This is a genomic window from Curtobacterium sp. MCLR17_044 (assembly GCF_003234435.1).
Taxonomy (GTDB): domain Bacteria; phylum Actinomycetota; class Actinomycetes; order Actinomycetales; family Microbacteriaceae; genus Curtobacterium; species Curtobacterium flaccumfaciens.
On the sequence record NZ_QKTC01000002.1, the window covers coordinates 157,404 to 172,428 of the forward strand.

The 15,025-nt window shown below is 72.7% G+C and carries 17 protein-coding genes; 2 read left to right on the forward strand and 15 right to left on the reverse strand.

Going from position 1 to position 15,025, the window contains the following annotated elements:
* Window positions 1–2: 2 nt before the first annotated feature.
* From DEJ04_RS18325 to DEJ04_RS02505, 15 genes are all read right to left on the reverse strand, one after another.
* Window positions 3–1,400 (reverse strand): flagellar hook-length control protein FliK, encoded by a 1,398-nt coding sequence (locus DEJ04_RS18325; protein WP_111046135.1) that lies wholly within the window; start codon window positions 1,398–1,400, stop codon window positions 3–5.
* The gene (locus DEJ04_RS02440) at window positions 1,397–2,134 is read right to left on the reverse strand and encodes a C40 family peptidase (RefSeq protein ID WP_111046136.1); all 738 of its coding nucleotides are present in this window, start codon (window positions 2,132–2,134) and stop codon (window positions 1,397–1,399) included. Before DEJ04_RS02440 ends, DEJ04_RS18325 begins: the two co-directional genes overlap by 4 nt.
* Window positions 2,131–2,562, reverse strand: coding sequence for a flagellar FliJ family protein (locus tag DEJ04_RS02445; protein ID WP_071403924.1), 432 nt, complete (start codon window positions 2,560–2,562; stop codon window positions 2,131–2,133). Before DEJ04_RS02445 ends, DEJ04_RS02440 begins: the two co-directional genes overlap by 4 nt.
* Window positions 2,562–3,905, reverse strand: a complete 1,344-nt coding sequence (locus DEJ04_RS02450) for a FliI/YscN family ATPase (RefSeq protein ID WP_111046137.1) — start codon at window positions 3,903–3,905, stop codon at window positions 2,562–2,564. Before DEJ04_RS02450 ends, DEJ04_RS02445 begins: the two co-directional genes overlap by 1 nt.
* The gene (locus DEJ04_RS02455; RefSeq protein WP_111046138.1) at window positions 3,902–4,576 is read right to left on the reverse strand and encodes a hypothetical protein; all 675 of its coding nucleotides are present in this window, start codon (window positions 4,574–4,576) and stop codon (window positions 3,902–3,904) included. Before DEJ04_RS02455 ends, DEJ04_RS02450 begins: the two co-directional genes overlap by 4 nt.
* Window positions 4,569–5,621: a flagellar motor switch protein FliG gene (gene fliG, locus DEJ04_RS02460; protein ID WP_244993480.1), complete on the reverse strand. Its 1,053-nt coding sequence runs from the start codon at window positions 5,619–5,621 to the stop codon at window positions 4,569–4,571. The genes DEJ04_RS02455 and fliG overlap by 8 nt, the downstream gene beginning before the upstream one ends.
* The gene (gene fliF / locus DEJ04_RS02465; RefSeq protein WP_111046139.1) at window positions 5,618–7,288 is read right to left on the reverse strand and encodes a flagellar basal-body MS-ring/collar protein FliF; all 1,671 of its coding nucleotides are present in this window, start codon (window positions 7,286–7,288) and stop codon (window positions 5,618–5,620) included. The genes fliG and fliF overlap by 4 nt, the downstream gene beginning before the upstream one ends.
* Window positions 7,288–7,629, reverse strand: a complete 342-nt coding sequence (fliE, locus tag DEJ04_RS02470; RefSeq protein ID WP_027465513.1) for a flagellar hook-basal body complex protein FliE — start codon at window positions 7,627–7,629, stop codon at window positions 7,288–7,290. Before fliE ends, fliF begins: the two co-directional genes overlap by 1 nt.
* Complete coding sequence (locus tag DEJ04_RS02475) at window positions 7,629–8,024, reverse strand: flagellar basal body rod protein FlgC (RefSeq protein WP_017886136.1); 396 nt, start codon at window positions 8,022–8,024, stop codon at window positions 7,629–7,631. Before DEJ04_RS02475 ends, fliE begins: the two co-directional genes overlap by 1 nt.
* Window positions 8,021–8,365, reverse strand: a complete 345-nt coding sequence (locus DEJ04_RS02480) for a flagellar basal body protein (protein ID WP_017886135.1) — start codon at window positions 8,363–8,365, stop codon at window positions 8,021–8,023. The genes DEJ04_RS02475 and DEJ04_RS02480 overlap by 4 nt, the downstream gene beginning before the upstream one ends.
* Before the next feature lie 238 nt (window positions 8,366–8,603).
* Window positions 8,604–8,930 carry a hypothetical protein gene (locus DEJ04_RS02485; protein WP_071403928.1) on the reverse strand — a complete coding sequence of 109 codons (327 nt, stop codon included), beginning with the start codon at window positions 8,928–8,930 and terminating at the stop codon, window positions 8,604–8,606.
* A complete protein-coding gene (gene fliS, locus DEJ04_RS02490; protein WP_084740422.1) occupies window positions 8,920–9,393 on the reverse strand; it encodes a flagellar export chaperone FliS in 474 nt (157 codons plus the stop codon). Before fliS ends, DEJ04_RS02485 begins: the two co-directional genes overlap by 11 nt.
* Window positions 9,394–9,404: 11 nt before the next feature.
* Entirely contained in the window at window positions 9,405–10,793 is a 1,389-nt protein-coding gene (gene fliD, locus DEJ04_RS02495) for a flagellar filament capping protein FliD (RefSeq protein WP_258371283.1), read from the reverse strand.
* A 103-nt stretch (window positions 10,794–10,896) separates the two neighbouring features.
* Window positions 10,897–11,736, reverse strand: a complete 840-nt coding sequence (locus DEJ04_RS02500; protein WP_181437708.1) for a flagellin — start codon at window positions 11,734–11,736, stop codon at window positions 10,897–10,899.
* Between the two features lie 118 nt (window positions 11,737–11,854).
* Window positions 11,855–12,670: a sigma-70 family RNA polymerase sigma factor gene (locus tag DEJ04_RS02505; protein ID WP_111046141.1), complete on the reverse strand. Its 816-nt coding sequence runs from the start codon at window positions 12,668–12,670 to the stop codon at window positions 11,855–11,857.
* Window positions 12,671–13,113: 443 nt separating this feature from the next.
* On the opposite strand from DEJ04_RS02505, the gene DEJ04_RS02510 reads away from it, so the two are divergent.
* Window positions 13,114–13,599, forward strand: coding sequence for a flagellar protein FlgN (locus tag DEJ04_RS02510; protein WP_071403931.1), 486 nt, complete (start codon window positions 13,114–13,116; stop codon window positions 13,597–13,599).
* Between the two features lie 4 nt (window positions 13,600–13,603).
* Window positions 13,604–15,025: a flagellar hook-associated protein FlgK gene (flgK, locus tag DEJ04_RS02515; protein ID WP_111046142.1), complete on the forward strand. Its 1,422-nt coding sequence runs from the start codon at window positions 13,604–13,606 to the stop codon at window positions 15,023–15,025.

Here is a 15,025-nt window from a genome sequence, read left to right on the forward strand (position 1 = left end):
GATCAGGCGAGGACGTCGAGTCCCGCGGTGCGGATGGAGGGCGTGTGGGCGGTGGGCTGCGTGCGCGGGGTGACCCGCGCCTCCAGACCGGGGTCGCCAGGCAGCGCACGTGCAGCCGGGCGCTCGTCGCGACCCGGCGCGTCCTGCGGCTGGTTCTGCGACGACAGGTCGAGCGTGGTGCTCACACCGGTGCCGGCCGCATCCCGCCGCAGGTCCGGCAGGACCTGGCGGACGGCCTCGCGGCCGGCGTCCGACGCGGCGAACAGCTCGACGTGCATGCCGTGCGCGGTGACGTGCGCGCGGACCGTGACCGGGCCGAGGCTGTCCGGCACGACCTGCACGGTGACGACGTGCTCGCCGGGGCCGGCCTGTGCGAGCGAGAACACCGGTCGCGCCAGCTGCTGGGCGAGCGGTGCCGGGGCCGGCGCGGTCGCCGCGGCGGGCGCGGCGGTCGGCGTCGTCGACATGACGAACGGCGTCTCGCCACCGCGGCTGGGGGCGACGGCCGGGAGGCCCGGATCACCCGGCGTCGACGCCTGCTGCTCCGTCCCGTGGCCGGCTCGGGAGCCGGTGGCGGCTGCCGGGGCGGCGGCAGCCACGACCGGCGCCTGAGCAGGGGTCACGGTGGCGCTGTCGCCGTCGGCGGTGCGGGTGGCGGCGGGGGCCGCGATCGCGGCAGCGGCCGTCGGGGCGGCGGTCGCCGGGGCGGTCGCGGCTGCGGTCGTCGACGCAGCGGTCGTCGTGGGGGTGGCGCCCGCGACGATCGTCGCGGCGGCCGGAGACGCGGTGCCGGCGGGCGGCGCGGCGGGCGTCGTCGTGGCGGTGGTCGCCGTGCCCGTCGTCGCTCCGGCAACGTTCTGCGGCGCCCCGCCTGATGCCGGTGTCTGCTGCGGGGCCGCCGTGGCGGAGGCGGTGGTCGGCGCCGGGGTCGACGGGACCGGCGTCGAGGCGTCCCCCTCCACCGACGGCGGTGTCGTGGTCGTGGTCGTGGTCGTTCCGGCGGTCACCCCTGCGGCCACGACGGCGTGTTGGCCGTCGGCGGAGGTCTCGGCGGCGAGGCTGGCCGGAGCGATCGGTGCGGCCACGGCCACGAGTCCGGCGGCGAGCAGCGCCTGCGCGTCGACGGGCGCTGCGTCGCTCGGCACCGCCTGGTCCGACGCGGACGTGGCCGCAGACGTAGACGGCGTAACGGCGGTGCCCGGCGTCGCAGCCGACCCGTCCGCCGTGCGGCCGTCGACGTCGTCCCGCCCGGCAGCACCGTCGCCGGCTCGCCGCTCGGTCGCGACGGCGGCGGTCAGTGCCACACCGAAGGACCCGGCAGCCGCGGGGTCGGACGATGCACCCCGGGTGGAGCCCGGTGTGGTGGGCACGGACGGCTGGGTGGCGATGGTCAGGCTCATGCGGCGCTCCCGGACTGCATCATGGACAGCAGCGCGGCGGTCTGCAGGTCGGTCGCGGAACGCGCAGCCGAGGCGGTCGGCGCGGTGACGGCAGCCGGGGCCGCCTGGGCGGGGACGATCCGGCGGATGGTCGCGATGTCGGCGTCGGAGTACCAGTTGTCGACGATCCGGACGTCCTTGCCGGGGCGCGGGGCGTGCAGCACCTTGCCGTCGCCGACGTAGATGACGACGTGGCCCTCGCCCTTCGGGATGATCAGGTCGCCGGGCTGCGCGTCCTTCAGGGAGCCGACCTCGACGCCCATCTTCGCCTGGTCCGGCACGACCCGGGGCATCGTGACCCCGAGGTCCTTGAAGACCGTCTGCACCAGGCCCGAGCAGTCCATGCCCGCGGTCGTCTCCCCGCCGAACACGTACGGCACGCCGAGGTACTTCTTCGCGTCGGCCACCACGTCGGCGCCGGTCGCACCGCTGCCGGTGGCGAGGGTGCCGGCACCGGCGTCGACCGAGGTCGCCGGGGCACGGGTGGCCGTCGGGGTCGCTGCGGCGGTCGCACCGGCAGCGCTCGCGGCGCCGGTCGTGCCGTCGGCGGTGGCGAGGGCATCGGCGAAGGCCGACGATCCCGCGGCACCGCTGGTGGCGGAGGCGCTCGGGGCAGCCGTGGCCGTCCCGCCGCGCAGCGTGTCGATCTGGGACCGGATCTCCGAGATCCGGGAGAGCACCGCTTCGACGCTCATCGGGCACCACCTTCCGTGCGGCGTCGTGCCGCGATCTCGTCGAGGGCGTTCTGTTCGGTCCGGAGTTCCTCGGCCGCCTGCTGCTCGGTGTGCTTGCCCTCGAGCTTCTCGAGGCCGACGGCGGCGCGACGCGCGGCGGTGTAGTCCTGCTGCGCCCGGTCGGCGTCGGCACGGCGGTTCTGCACCACGGCGTCGAGCTCCTCGAGCATCCCGCGGGTCGCGGCACGGGCTGCGGCGACCGCGCTCAGGGTGGCGGCGTCCTGGATCGGCTGGGCGTCCTCGCTGTCGGCGAGGCTGCGGCGTGCGGCGATCCGGGCGTCGGCAGCGTCACGGACGCGCTCGTTCGCGGTGGCCAGTGTGGCGGCGGCACGGTCCTGTTCGGTGTGGCGCAGGCGCAGGAGCCCGGCGAGCGGGAAACGGCGGGCCATCACGACACCCCCAGCTGCTGCACGAGGCCGCCGAGGCGCTGCCAGGACGCATCAGCCGTGGCCCGCTCGTCCATGCCCTGACGCAGGAACGCGTCGATCGGTCCCTGGTGGTCCACGGCGGCGTCCACGAGCGGGTTCGACCCGCGCTGGTACGCACCGACGTCGAGCAGGTCCTGGGCCCCGGCTCGGGCGGCCATCACCTTCCGCAGCACGGTGGCGGCAGCACGCTGCTCGGGTCGGGTGACCTTCGAGGCGACGCGGGACACCGAGCCGAGGGCGTCGACCGACGGGAAGTGCCCGGTGATCGCGAGCTTGCGGTCGAGCACGACGTGGCCGTCCAGGATGCTGCGGGCCGCGTCGGCGATCGGCTCGTTGTGGTCGTCGCCGTCGACCAGCACGGTGTACATGCCCGTGATGCTGCCGACCCGGTCGGTCCCGGCGCGCTCGAGCAGTCCGGCGAGCACCGAGAACGTCGACGGCGGGTAGCCCCGGGTGGCCGGGGGCTCTCCGACCGACAGCCCGATCTCGCGCTGCGCCATCGCGACGCGGGTGAGCGAGTCCATCATGAGCACGACGTCCTGCCCGGCATCGCGGAACGACTCCGCGATGCGGGTGGCCACGAACGCGGCGCGCAGGCGCATGAGCGCCGGCTCGTCGGAGGTCGACACCACGACGATCGAGCGGGCGAGCCCCTCGGGTCCCAGGTCGTCCTCCAGGAACTCGCGCACCTCGCGGCCGCGCTCCCCCACCAGGGCGATGACGTTGACGGCCGCGTCGCTCCCACGCGCGATCATCGACAGCAGCGACGACTTGCCCACACCGGACCCGGCGAACAGGCCCATGCGCTGCCCGCGGCCGACGGTGGTCAGGGTGTCGAGCACGCGGACGCCGAGCTGCATCGGCGTGTCGATGCGGGTCCGGGCCATCGCGCTCGGGGTGTCGTGGTCGAGCGGGACCCAGGTGACCGGTCCGCCGCCGGGGCCCCCGAGCGGCCCGCGGTCGTCGATCGGTCGGCCGAGTCCGTCGAGCACGCGGCCGAACAGACCGGATCCGGTCGGCACGAGCACCGGGCGGCCGGTCGGACGCGCCGGGGTGCCCGCGGTCACGCCGGTCAGGCGGCCGAGCGGCATGCAGCGGACGCCCGAGGCATCGGTGGCGACGACCTCGACCGCGGTCTGCTCGCCGTCCTCGGCGCCGACCGTGACGACCTCGCCGACGCGGGCGTCGAGCCCGGCGATCGTCAGCCCCAGGCCGACGGCGCTCGTGACGACACCGACCCGCTGGGGCGCGGCCCGCAGCAGCGCCTCGTCGAGGCCGCGCGGACGGAGCAGCGTGGCGGTCACCGGTCGGCTCCCGTCGCGTCGACACCGAGGGCGGTGCGGGCGCGGTCGAGCGCCGTGGCGATGCGCGCGTCGAGCATGCCGTCCGGCAGGTCGACGACGGCGTCGCCGTCGCGCAGGGCGCCGTCGGCGACGACCGGCACCGGCAGGTCGAGGCGGGAGACGCGCGCGGCGTCCGCCGGGCTCAGCCGGACGGCCACCGGGACCGTGCGGTCGACGGACGCGAGCGCCCGACGGACGGTGGCCTCCGCGCCGGACGCGATCCGGGCCTCCAGGCTGCCCTGTCCATCAGGACCGTCGGCGACGGTCGCGTCGTGTGCGGGCCTGGAGGCGCGGACCACGTTGCCGACGATCGCCTCGGCCAGGTCGACTGCCGCACTCGCGACCGACGCCTCGGCGTCCCCCAGGACGGGTGCGACCGTGGACAGCATGGCGTTCGTGGCGGCGTCGAGGACCGCGATCCGGCGGGCCGTGTCGGCCTGCAGCGCGGTGATCCGCGAGGCGTGCTCGGCCTCGAGCCGGGCACGCAGGGCTTCGGTCTCGGCCTGCGCGGCCCGCAGGCCGGCGGTGTAGCCGGCCGCGTGCCCGCGGACGTCCGCGCTCGACGCGCGCTCGCGTCCGGCGGGGTCGGCGAGCACCGGGAAGGCGACGCGGTGCACGACGGTGTCAGTCAACGAGCTCGTCCTCCTCGGCGCGGTGCACGGTGACGACGCCCTGGGCCTCGAGCTCGCGCACGGAGCGGACGACCTCGGCACGGGCTTCCTCGACCTGCGAGACGCGGACCGGGCCCATGGCCTGCAGTTCGTCGTCGAGCAGTTCGCGGTTGCGCTCGGACACGTTCGCGCGGATGGTCTCGACGACGGGTCCGGCTGCGCCCTTCATGGCGGTCGCGAGGATCTTCGAGTCGATGCCGCGCAGCACCTGCTGGATGTCGCGGGACTCGAGCTTCACGATGTCCTCGAAGGTGAGCATGCGGGAGCGGATGTCCTCGGCGAGCTCCGGGTCGCGGGCTTCGAGTCCCTCGAGCACGGCCTTCTCGGTCGCGACGTCCGAGCGGTTGATGATGTCGACCAGGGGCGCGATGCCACCGACGACCTCGACGCTCTCGCGCGGCGACACGACGGCCCCGGCGCGCTGGCGCAGCACACCGGCGACGATGCCGACGGCCTCGGGGGTCGCGCTGCCCATGGTGGCGAAGGCCTGGGCGACGTCGGTGCGGACACGCTCGTCGATCCCGGCGAGCACGGCACTGGCCTGCCCGGGGCCCAGGTGGGCGAGCACGAGGGCGATCGTCTGCGGCAGCTCGCCCTCGAGCAGGGAGATGACCTGGCCGGGTTCGGCGTCGTCGAGGAAGTCGAACGACTGGCCGGCGAGGTTCGAGGCCAGACGGTCCATCACGCCGGCGGCCCGCTCGGCACCGAACGACGCCTCGAGCAGCCCGAGGGCGGTCTCCTTGCCGCCGCGCTTCTGCAGGCGGCCGCTCATCGTGATCCGGTGGAACTCCGACAGCGTCTGGTCGACGACGGTGTCCTCGACGCGGCGCATCCGGACGATCTCGGCGGAGATCTCCTCGGCCTCCATCTCGGTGAACTGCTTCATCACCTCGGCGGCGCGGTCGGTCTCCATCTGCATGAGGATGAGCGCGACCTTCTGCGCACCGGTCAGCGCACGGTCGCTCGGACCGGAGCCGCCGCCGGGGCTCGGCATGAGCGCGCTCACACCGGTGCCCGGTCGTCCAGGAGCCCGCGCAGGAGCTCGGCGGTGCGCTTCGGGTCACGCTCGGCCAGGGCGGAGATGTCCTGACGGCGGCGCTCGGCGGTGATCTCCTCGGTCGTCAGCACCTCGGTGGGGGCGTCGCCGGCGGGCATCGCCGACAGCACGGCGGTCGGGGCGTCACCGGCACCGAGCGTGGCCCGGTCGTCGACGCCGTCCATCGCGAGGGGCAGCTGGAACGTCTCACCGGCGAAGGCGTCGAGCTCGCCGAGGTCGACGGCCTCGCGCTCCTGCTTCCGGTTGCGGCGGGCGACGAAGAACATGATCGCGATGACGGCGAGGACGATGCCGATCACGATGCCGGCGGTGCGGATCGACGACCACAGTGCTTCCTGCTGGTCGGCCTTCTGCTGGGCTTCCAGGGCCTTGGCGGCCTGGTCGGAAGCGCTCGTGTCGAAGTCCATCATCGCGACCTTGACCTGGTCGCCACGGTTCTGGTCGACCCCGGCGGCGGCGGAAACCAGGTCGTTGATGCTCTGCAGGTTCGCGTTCTGCACGGCGTCGGCCTTCGAGTTCAGCGCGACCGAGATGGTCTGCCGGTCGAGCCCGCCCGAGGGGATCTGCGTGGTCTCCGTGGTGTGGTCGACGGCGTTGTTCTTCGTCGCCGATTCGTTCTTGTACCCGTCGTCGCCGGTGCCGCTCGTCGCGGTGCCGTTCGGGACGGCGATGTTGTCCGGACCGAGGACCCCCGTCGCGCCGCTCCCCGCGCCGGAGCCGGCGCCGTACTCCTCGGTGGTGCTCGACTCGTTCAGCGCAACCGGGCCCGACGTGGGAGACGTGTAGCTCTCGGACGTCCGGGTGCCGGACTCCTGGTTCATCGTCCCGGAGACCACGACGGTCGCGTTGCCGACGCCGAGCGTGGTGTCGAGCAGGTCCTGGATCTTCTTGCTCGTCGCCGCGTCGTAGTCGGCGGCCTGGTCCGCGCCGCTCCCGGTCGCACCGGTGCCGACGGCGGACAGGGTCTGGCCCTTCGCGTCGACGACCGAGACGTCGGTGGGCTGCATGCCCTCGACCGAGGCGCTCGTCAGGTGCACGATGGCCTGCACCTGGTCGGTGCTGAGCTGCGTGCCGTTCTCGGTCGCGATGAACACCGATGCGGTCGGGTCCTTCTCCTCGGAGACGAACACCGACTTCTCCGGGATCGCGAGCTGCACGGTGGCGGTCTGCACGCCGTCCATCGCACCGATGGTCTTGGCGAGTTCGCCCTCCATCGCGCGCTTGTAGGTGACGTCCTGCTGGAACTCCGAGCTCGTCACGCCCATCTTGTCGAGCAGCGAGTAGCCGCCCTCGTTCGACGACGGCAGACCGTTCGACGCCGCCTTGAGCCGCTCCGAGTACACCTGCGCCTGCGGCACGAGGATCGTCGCGCCGCCGTCGGTGAGCTGGAACGGCACACCGTCGGTCTGCAGCTGGTCCGTGATGGAGCTCGCGTCGGCCGCGGCGAGCCCGGTGAAGAGCGGGGCGTAGGACGCCTTGCCGAGCCAGGACGCGAGGGCGATCCCGCCGAGCACGAGCGCCGCGATCGCCAGGATCGCGATGGTGCGCTGGGCGGCGGAGAAGCCCTTCACGTAGGCGCTGAGGCGCGCGAAGACGTTCTTGACGGCGACGGGCATCAGGCCTGCATCCTCATGATCTCGTTGAAGGCGTCGACGCCCTTGTTGCGGACGGCGGAGACGAGCTCGAGCGTGACCTGCGCGCGGGTGGCGGCGATCGTGGCGTCGTGGATGTCGTCGAGGTTGCCGGTCACGGCCTTGAGCGCGAGGGTCTTCGAGTCGCTCTGCAGCGACTGCAGCCCGTCGACGGCGTTGCCGAGGCTCGCGGCGAACCCGCTGCCGTCGGTCGTCGCCCCGGCGGCACCGGTCGCGTTCGTGCTGTCGCTGGACGTCCCCGACACACTCGTCAGGGCGTTCGTCATCGCGTTGGTGGTCACACCGTTCACGGCGTCGATGGGCATCAGTTCTTCCCGATCTGCAGTGCCGCCTCGTAGGCGGTCTTGGCACGGTCGACCACGGCGGCGTTCGCCTGGTAGCCGCGCTGGGCCATGATGAGGTCCGCCATCTGCGTGCCGAGGTCGATGTCGGGCATGCGGACGTAGCCCTCCTCGTTCGCGAGCGGGTTGTCCGGGTCGTAGGTCACCCGGCCGGCGGCGCTGCCGAACGCGGCGCCCTTGACGTAGGCGCCGGAGACGCCGGCACCCTCCTGCACCTCGACGTACCGTGCCTGGAACGCGGTGTCGTCCATGGACTTCACGGTGTTCGCGTTCGCGATGTTGTCCGAGACGGCGTCGAGCCACTTCCGGTGCACGGTCAGGCCGGTGCTCGCGATGCCGATCGCGTCGAAGGTCGTCACGAGTTCGTCCGCATCGCCGCACGGACGCTGGTGAGCTCGGAGTTCATCGCCTGCGTGGCGAACTGGTACCGCAGCACGGTGTCGATGTTCGACAGCGTCTCCTCGTCGAGGTTGACGTTGTTGCCGTTCGTGTTCGTCGGCTCGAGGCTGCGCGCCATCGTCGGCGTGGTGGCGCCGTCGCCGTCCACGATCGACTTCGCCAGGGCGTCCTCGAACTGCACCTTCTCGGCGTGGTAGTTCGTCGTGTTGATGTTCGCGATGTTGTTCGCGATCACCTTCTGGCGCATCGACAGGCCGTCGAGTGCGCTCTGCAGCGCGACGCTCGTCACGGAATCGAACACGGGGGTCCCCTCGTCAGGCGTCGTCGGTGCGACGTCGCCGTGCGGTGGTGGCCGATCCCTGGCCGAACTGGTGAGCGATCCGTGCTCGTGTGGCGCTATCGGAGCCCGTCGTCCGCCGCGTTAGGCGTCGCCCCGAACGGGGGGCGGTGCGGGCTGTGGGCGGCGGAGCACCCGAGATGCGACAGAGCACCCGTCGATCGACGGGTGCTCTGTCGCAGAACTGGTGCGGGGGCGCGGGTCAGGCGGAAGCGTCGAGGTACACGGAGCCGCGGGGCTCGCGCGTGGCGTCGACGGCGCGCAGGGCACCGAGGTGCTCCAGCGTCGAGCGGCGGTCCGCCTCGAGCACGGTCATGCGGTCCCGCTGCGCGGCGAGCAGCCGGGAGGCCCGTCCCACCAGGTCACGCGGCAGCGGTCCCAGCCCGGCCGGCTCCGACCACCCGGCCACGGCCGTGGAGTCGGCCGCCTGCCCGGCGGCGTCGTGCTCCAGGGACGTGAGCAGGGCCTCCCATGCGGCTCGTCCGTCGGACGGCTCAGGCGACAGCTCTGCGGACGGCTCAGGCGACACCGAGGGCTCCCCCGGTCGGCTGCTGCGTGGCGGGCGTCGCGGGCAGCGACGCGGCTGCCTCGTGCCACGACTGCCGCAGCGGTTCGAGGATCCGGATGCAGTCGCGGGTGGCCTGCACGTCGCGGTGCACGTTCGCCGTGATGAGCGAGGTGGAGGCGTAGTTGTAGACGGCGAGCAGGCCCTCGCCGCCGTCCCAGACGTCGATCCGGAGGGTGCTCGAGAGCTCGCCGACGATCGCCTGGGCGTGCAGGAGCTGCTCGCGGGCCGCCTCCCAGTCGGCGGCGACCTGCGCGGCCTCGGCACGGTGCAGGTCGAGCAGCAGCCGGTCGTAGAGCATCGTCACGAGCTGGGCCGGCGTCGCCGACAGCACGGCCTCGTTCGTGTACTGGGCACGACGCTGGTCGGTGACGGTGCGCGGCTGGGCGGCCTGGCGGAAGGCGGCTGCCTGGAAGTCGAAGGTCATGGTCGTTCCCGTCAGCTCGACGTCGATGCGAGCTGGCTGGCGAGCCAGCTCGACTGCGACTGGAGCTTGCTGAGGCTGGTCTCGAGGGATGAGTAGAGGGTCTGCAGCGAGGCCCGGCGCATCGCCAGCCGGTCGGTCCAGCTGTCGATCTGGGTGGTGAGGTCCTTCGCGACGGCCTGCTGCCCGGTGATGGACGTGGTGACCGAGCCGTCGTACTTGTCGGAGGCGGCGGTGGCCGCGGCGCCGACGTTCGCGGCGACCCCGGAGAGCATCGCCTGGGTGGCCTTCGGGTCGGTGGCGAGGGCCTTCTGGAAGACCTCGGGGTCGAAGGTGAACGTGCCGTCCTTCGTGATCACGATGCCGATCGTCGACGGGGACTTGCCGTCGACCGGGGCGGACATCGTGCTCGTGAGCCGCTGCACGGCGTCGCGGGACGCACCGTCGCCGAGCAGGACGCCGGCCTTCGTCGTCGTGGTGCCGGACGTCGCGCTGGTCGAGCTCGACACCGCGGTGTTCGTCTTGTAGTAGGCCGCGATCGCGTTCATCGCGTCGACGAGCCCGGAGGCCACGGACTGGGCCTTGGTGGTGTCCTGCGCGACCGTCACGGTGACGGGCTCGGTGGTGGCCTTCGAGACGGTGACGTCGACCCCGGGGACGAGCCCGGTGAAGGTGTTCGTGGCGCTCGTGACCGTCTGCGCGGCGGCGGTGCCGGCCCAGAGGGTGACGCTGGCGTCGGTCGCCGCGGTGACGACGGCGGCGCCGGTCTCGGTGAGGACGTTCGTCGCGGTGCCCGCTGCCACGTCGTCGGCGCCGCCCCGGTACACCTGGAAGCCGCCAGCGGTCCCGGTCGTGGCGGACGTGAGCTGCAGGCGGTAGAGCTTGGTGCCGTCGGCGTCGGTGCCGGCGGAGACCTTCGTCGCGGTGACGCCCGCACCGGACTTGTTCAGGGCGGACACGGCGTCGTCGAGTGAACCGGACGCCGGCGTCACGGTGGTGGACTTCCCGTCCGTGCCGACGATCGTGATCGGCTGCGCACCGGTCGACCACGTCGACATCGCGGCGGTCACACCGACCTGGGCCGAGGCCGTCGAACCGACGGTGAAGCTGATGGAGCCCGCGGTCGCCCCGGTACCGGTGACGGCGGTGACGCTCGGCGCGGTGCTCGTCGCGGCGAAGAGGTCGAGCGACGAGGCCTTCGCGGCGTCCGCGGCCTTCGTGGCGAGCCCCTGGATCAACCCGTTGAGCGTCTGCAGTGACGAGATGAACGAGTTGGTGGTGGTGAGCTTGTTCTTGAGCAGGGTCTGCGGGACCCCCTCGACGCTCATCAGCGAGTTGATGAGGTCGGTCGTCTTGAGACCGCTGACCAGACCGTCGATCGCGAGGCTGGTGCTCGATGACACGGACGAGGACATCGTCGACACTCCCTGGCGTCGTGGAGGTGGTCAGGACGGCGAGGTTCGCCCTCCGCGCCCGAAGGGGCCCGGAGGGCGGACCACGTGATGGCTAGCGCAGGAGCGAGAGCACGCCCTGGGTGCTCTGGTTCGCCTGCGCGAGCATCGAGGTGCCGGCCTGGCTGAGGATGTTGTCGCGCGTGTACTTGACCATCTCCTCCGCCATGTCGACGTCGGTGATGCGCGAGGAGGCAGCGGTGAGGTTCTCCTTGGCCACGTTCGTCACGTTGATGGCGTGGTCGAAGCGGTTCTGGACTGCACCGATGCTCGAACGGGCGGCGGAGACGTACTTGATCTGCTCGTCGATCGCGGTGATGGCAGCCTGAGCGTTCGTCGCCGAGTCGAAGGTGAGCGCGCCGACCGCGGTCGACACGGACTCCACGTTCGACTTCGACAGGTCCACGTCGATCTGGCTCGCCGCGTCGCCGTTCGCGCCGACCTGGAACTTCAGGACGCCTGCGGTTCCGGCGGAGCCGTCGAGCAGGTTGATGCCGTTGAAGTTGGTCGACGCCGAGATGCGGGTGAGCTCCTTGGTGAGCTCGCCGACCTCGGTGGTGATCGCCGTGCGGGAGTCCGCGTTGTTCGAGTCGTTGCCGGCCTGGACGGCCAGGTCGCGCATGCGCTGGAGGATCGAGTGGGTCTCGGTGAGGCCACCTTCAGCGGTCTGCACGACGGAGATGCCGTCCTGCGCGTTGCGGGCGGCGACCGTGAGGCCACCGACCTGGGACTTCAGCCCCTCGGAGATCGTCAGACCGGACGCGTCGTCGGCAGCACGGTTGATGCGGAGGCCGCTCGAGAGCTTCTCGAGGGACTTCGACAGGTCGTTCTGCGTCGAGTTCAGGTTCCGGTACGTGTTGAGCGCCGAGAGGTTGGTGTTGATGGACATACCCATGGTGGTTTCCTCCGTGAATGTGGGTCGTGCGTCGGCCCGTCCGTGGGCTGACATGGATGACTCTCGACCGGTTGCCGGGAGTCGTTAGGGGATCGGCGGAGAAGTTTCCGCCGACGTCTCAACTCGCCGCGACGGCCGGTCCTGCTGCGGCGTCGTGCACCGCACGGGCGACACCGGCGGCGGCGTTCGTGGCGACACGGGCGAGGTAGGCGCTGCGGCGGGCCGCGGTGGTGCGGCTCGCGGGCTCGACGGTCGTGCCGTCGCCGTAGTGGGCGGCGAGACCGTCGTGGAGCAGGCGCATCGCCTCGGAGCGCTGCTGTGAGACGGCCGAGTGCGTGATGCCGAGTTCGGCGGCGACGTCGGTGACCGAGCGGTCGCCGAAGTAGACGGCCTCGACGATGAAGCGCATCCGCTCCGGCAGGGCCTCGACCGCGGCGCGGAGGTACCGGCGCTTCTCGGTCTCGAGCAGGTCGTCCCCGGGGAGCGGCAGGTCCGCGGCGACGAGGTCGTGCACGGTCTCGTCGAGCGGCGCGACGGTCCGGGCGGCGTCGCTCATGGCGTCGACGGCGGTCTGCTTGTCGACGCCCATGGCATCGGCGATCTCCTGCGTACCGACGCTCCGGCCGAGGCGCGCGGACAGGGCTTCCTGCGTGGCGAGGGTCTCGCGGATCCGCTTCCGGGTGCCGCGGGACGCCCAGTCGGCCGAGCGCATGTCGTCCGCCAGCGCGCCGGCGATCCGGGTGCGGGCGTAGGCGCCGAACGGCACGCCGAGGGTGGGATCGAAGGCCTCGGCGGCTGCGACGAGTGCGAGGGACCCGACGGCGGCGAGGTCGTCGCGGTCCAGGTGCGTCGCCCGGGAGCGGACGTCGGCCACGATGTAGCCCACGAGCGGGAGGTGCTCCACGATCATCGCGTTGCGTTCGGTGCGGTCCATGCTGTTCCCCTGGTCGACCTGACGTGTGTCGGCTCACCCGTCCGTGGGCGCGACGGACGCCGGCCTCGGATGGCCGGTGCGTACGCCGAAGACCCGCCCGGGTCCCTCCGAGCGGTGCACCCCGCATCGTTCCCGAGCGGTTCCGGGTGTCCCCCGGGGTGCGTTCTGAATGTATCGGCTGGCAATGCGCTGAACAGGTGCACAACCGTCCCCAGTGCGGGGGTGTCAGGCCCCGTTTCCGGTCGGCATTTGGGGGGACCCGGGGTCGGGAACGCTCGTTCTTGTCCCCCGACGGGGGTCATCGGGTCACAGCGTCGACGAGTACGGGTGACGGCACTCGGCCGCCGGGGCTTACGGTCGCGGTCACCGAGTCGATAGGTCCCGGTGTCCGCAGGATGACGGACCGGGGGCCACCCCGACGAACCACCACCTGGGAGGAGCTGATGAGCGTGAACGACCTGTCCGCCGTGCTCTGGCGCGAACGCGAGCTGCTCGAACTGCTCACCTTCAAGCTCGAGGAGGAGCAGCTCCTGCTCACCGCGGGCCGCTCCCGCTGGGTGTCGCACGCCAGCCGCGAGGTCGAGCAGGTCCTCGACCGGCTCCGCAGCACCGGTCTCGAACGCGCCGCACAGAGCGCCGAGGTCGCCGAGGAGTGGGGCGTCCCCGCCGACGCTCCCCTGCGCGACGTCGTCGCCGCGGCACCGAACGGGCCGTGGGGCGAGATCCTGTCGTCGCACCTCACCGCGATGGTCGAACTGACCACCCAGATCGGCGCCCTGCGCGACGAGAACGACCGGTTCCTCCGTGCCGCCGCCCAGGCCACGGAGGAGACCCTGGCGGGGACCGTCACCGGTGCCGCCACCTACGACGCCAGTGGCACGTCCGGCGCGGGCCAGGACGGCGCCCGCCTGTTCGAGGGGACGCTGTAGCACCGTGGTCAGCACCTTCGGATCCCTCGCGACCGCGTACTCGGGCCTCGCCGCCGCCCGTGCCGGCATCGACGTCACCGGCCAGAACATCGCGAACGCCGGCACCGCCGGGTACACGCGGCAGCGCGTCACGCAGAACTCGATCCCCGCGACCCAGACCGGGTTCATGCGGGGCACCGCGGCCCTCGCCGGCCAGGGTGTCTCGGTCGACGGCATCGCCCGCCTGGCGTCCCTCACGCTCGACGCCGGCGTCCGCGTCGCCGCCGGTTCGTCCGCCTACGCCGACGCCCGCGCCACGGCGCTCTCCGCCCTCGAGACCGGGTTGCACGAGCCCGGCAAGGACGGCCTGAGCGCCAAGCTCGACGCGTTCTGGTCGTCCTGGAGCGAGCTCGCCAGCCACCCCGACGACCCGGGTGCCGCCAGCGCGGTGCTCGGGGCCGCCGGCACCGTGGTCTCCGCGCTGGCCGCCGGCTCGAAGGCCGTCGACGCGCAGTGGTCCTCGGTGCGCGGCACCCTGACCGGGCAGGTCGCCCAGCTGAACGGTGCCGCGGAGCAGGTCGCCGACCTGAACGGCCGGATCCGCACCGCGCTCGCCTCGGGCGGCACCGCCAACGAGCTGCTCGACCAGCGCGACCAACTCACGCAGCAGATCGCCACGCTCGCCGGCGGCACCACCCGGACGAACGCCGACGGCACGGTCGACGTGCTCCTCGGCGGCAACCCGCTCGTGCAGGGCACCGACGCCCGCTCGGTCGCCCTCGGCGGCGGCGAGCGTCTGGCCGACGGCACCGCCGTCACCCTGACCTGGACCACCGGAACGGCCGGGGCGGTCGGGCTGAGCGGCGGCTCCATCGGCGGCGCCCTCGCGGTCCTCGCGCCGGCGTCCGGCACCGGTACCGGCGGCGCACTCGCCGAGGCCTCCGCGTCCTACGACGCCGTGGCCACGCGGCTCGCCACCACCGTGAACACCCTGCACGCCGCCGGGACCACCCCGGCCGGTACCACCGGCGCACCCTTCTTCTCCCTGGCGACCGGCGTCCCGGCCGCCCAGGCGCTCGGCGTCGTCCCCACGGACGCCAGTGGGCTGGCGACGCGGAACGCGGCGGGGGAACTCGACGACTCGTTCGCCGACGCGCTCGCGCGACTCGGGGCGTCGTCGGACGGTGCCGACCAGGTCTGGGCGACGTTCGTGGCGGGGGTGGGCACCGCCTCCAGGTCGGCGACGTCGGAATCCACGATGACCGGACTCGCGCTCACCAACGCACGCACCCAGCAGCAGTCGAGCGCCGGCGTCGACCTCGACGAGGAGAACGTCAACCTGCTGAGCTACCAGCACGCGTACCAGGGCGCGGCGCGCGTCCTGACCGCGGTCGACGAGATGCTCGACACCATCATCAACCGCGTCGGACTCGTCGGGAGGGGCTGA

Bases quoted from the DNA above. Each gene is read 5' to 3' on its own strand.
- DEJ04_RS18325 (WP_111046135.1), bottom strand. From the start codon at position 1,400: ATGAGCCTGACCATCGCCACCCAGCCGTCCGTGCCCACCACACCGGGC.
- DEJ04_RS02440 (WP_111046136.1), bottom strand. From the start codon at position 2,134: ATGAGCGTCGAAGCGGTGCTCTCCCGGATCTCGGAGATCCGGTCCCAG.
- DEJ04_RS02445 (WP_071403924.1), bottom strand. From the start codon at position 2,562: ATGGCCCGCCGTTTCCCGCTCGCCGGGCTCCTGCGCCTGCGCCACACC.
- fliF (WP_111046139.1), bottom strand. From the start codon at position 7,288: ATGCCCGTCGCCGTCAAGAACGTCTTCGCGCGCCTCAGCGCCTACGTG.
- fliE (WP_027465513.1), bottom strand. From the start codon at position 7,629: ATGCCCATCGACGCCGTGAACGGTGTGACCACCAACGCGATGACGAAC.
- fliS (WP_084740422.1), bottom strand. From the start codon at position 9,393: ATGACCTTCGACTTCCAGGCAGCCGCCTTCCGCCAGGCCGCCCAGCCG.
- DEJ04_RS02500 (WP_181437708.1), bottom strand. From the start codon at position 11,736: ATGGGTATGTCCATCAACACCAACCTCTCGGCGCTCAACACGTACCGG.
- DEJ04_RS02505 (WP_111046141.1), bottom strand. From the start codon at position 12,670: ATGGACCGCACCGAACGCAACGCGATGATCGTGGAGCACCTCCCGCTC.
- DEJ04_RS02510 (WP_071403931.1), top strand. From the start codon at position 13,114: ATGAGCGTGAACGACCTGTCCGCCGTGCTCTGGCGCGAACGCGAGCTG.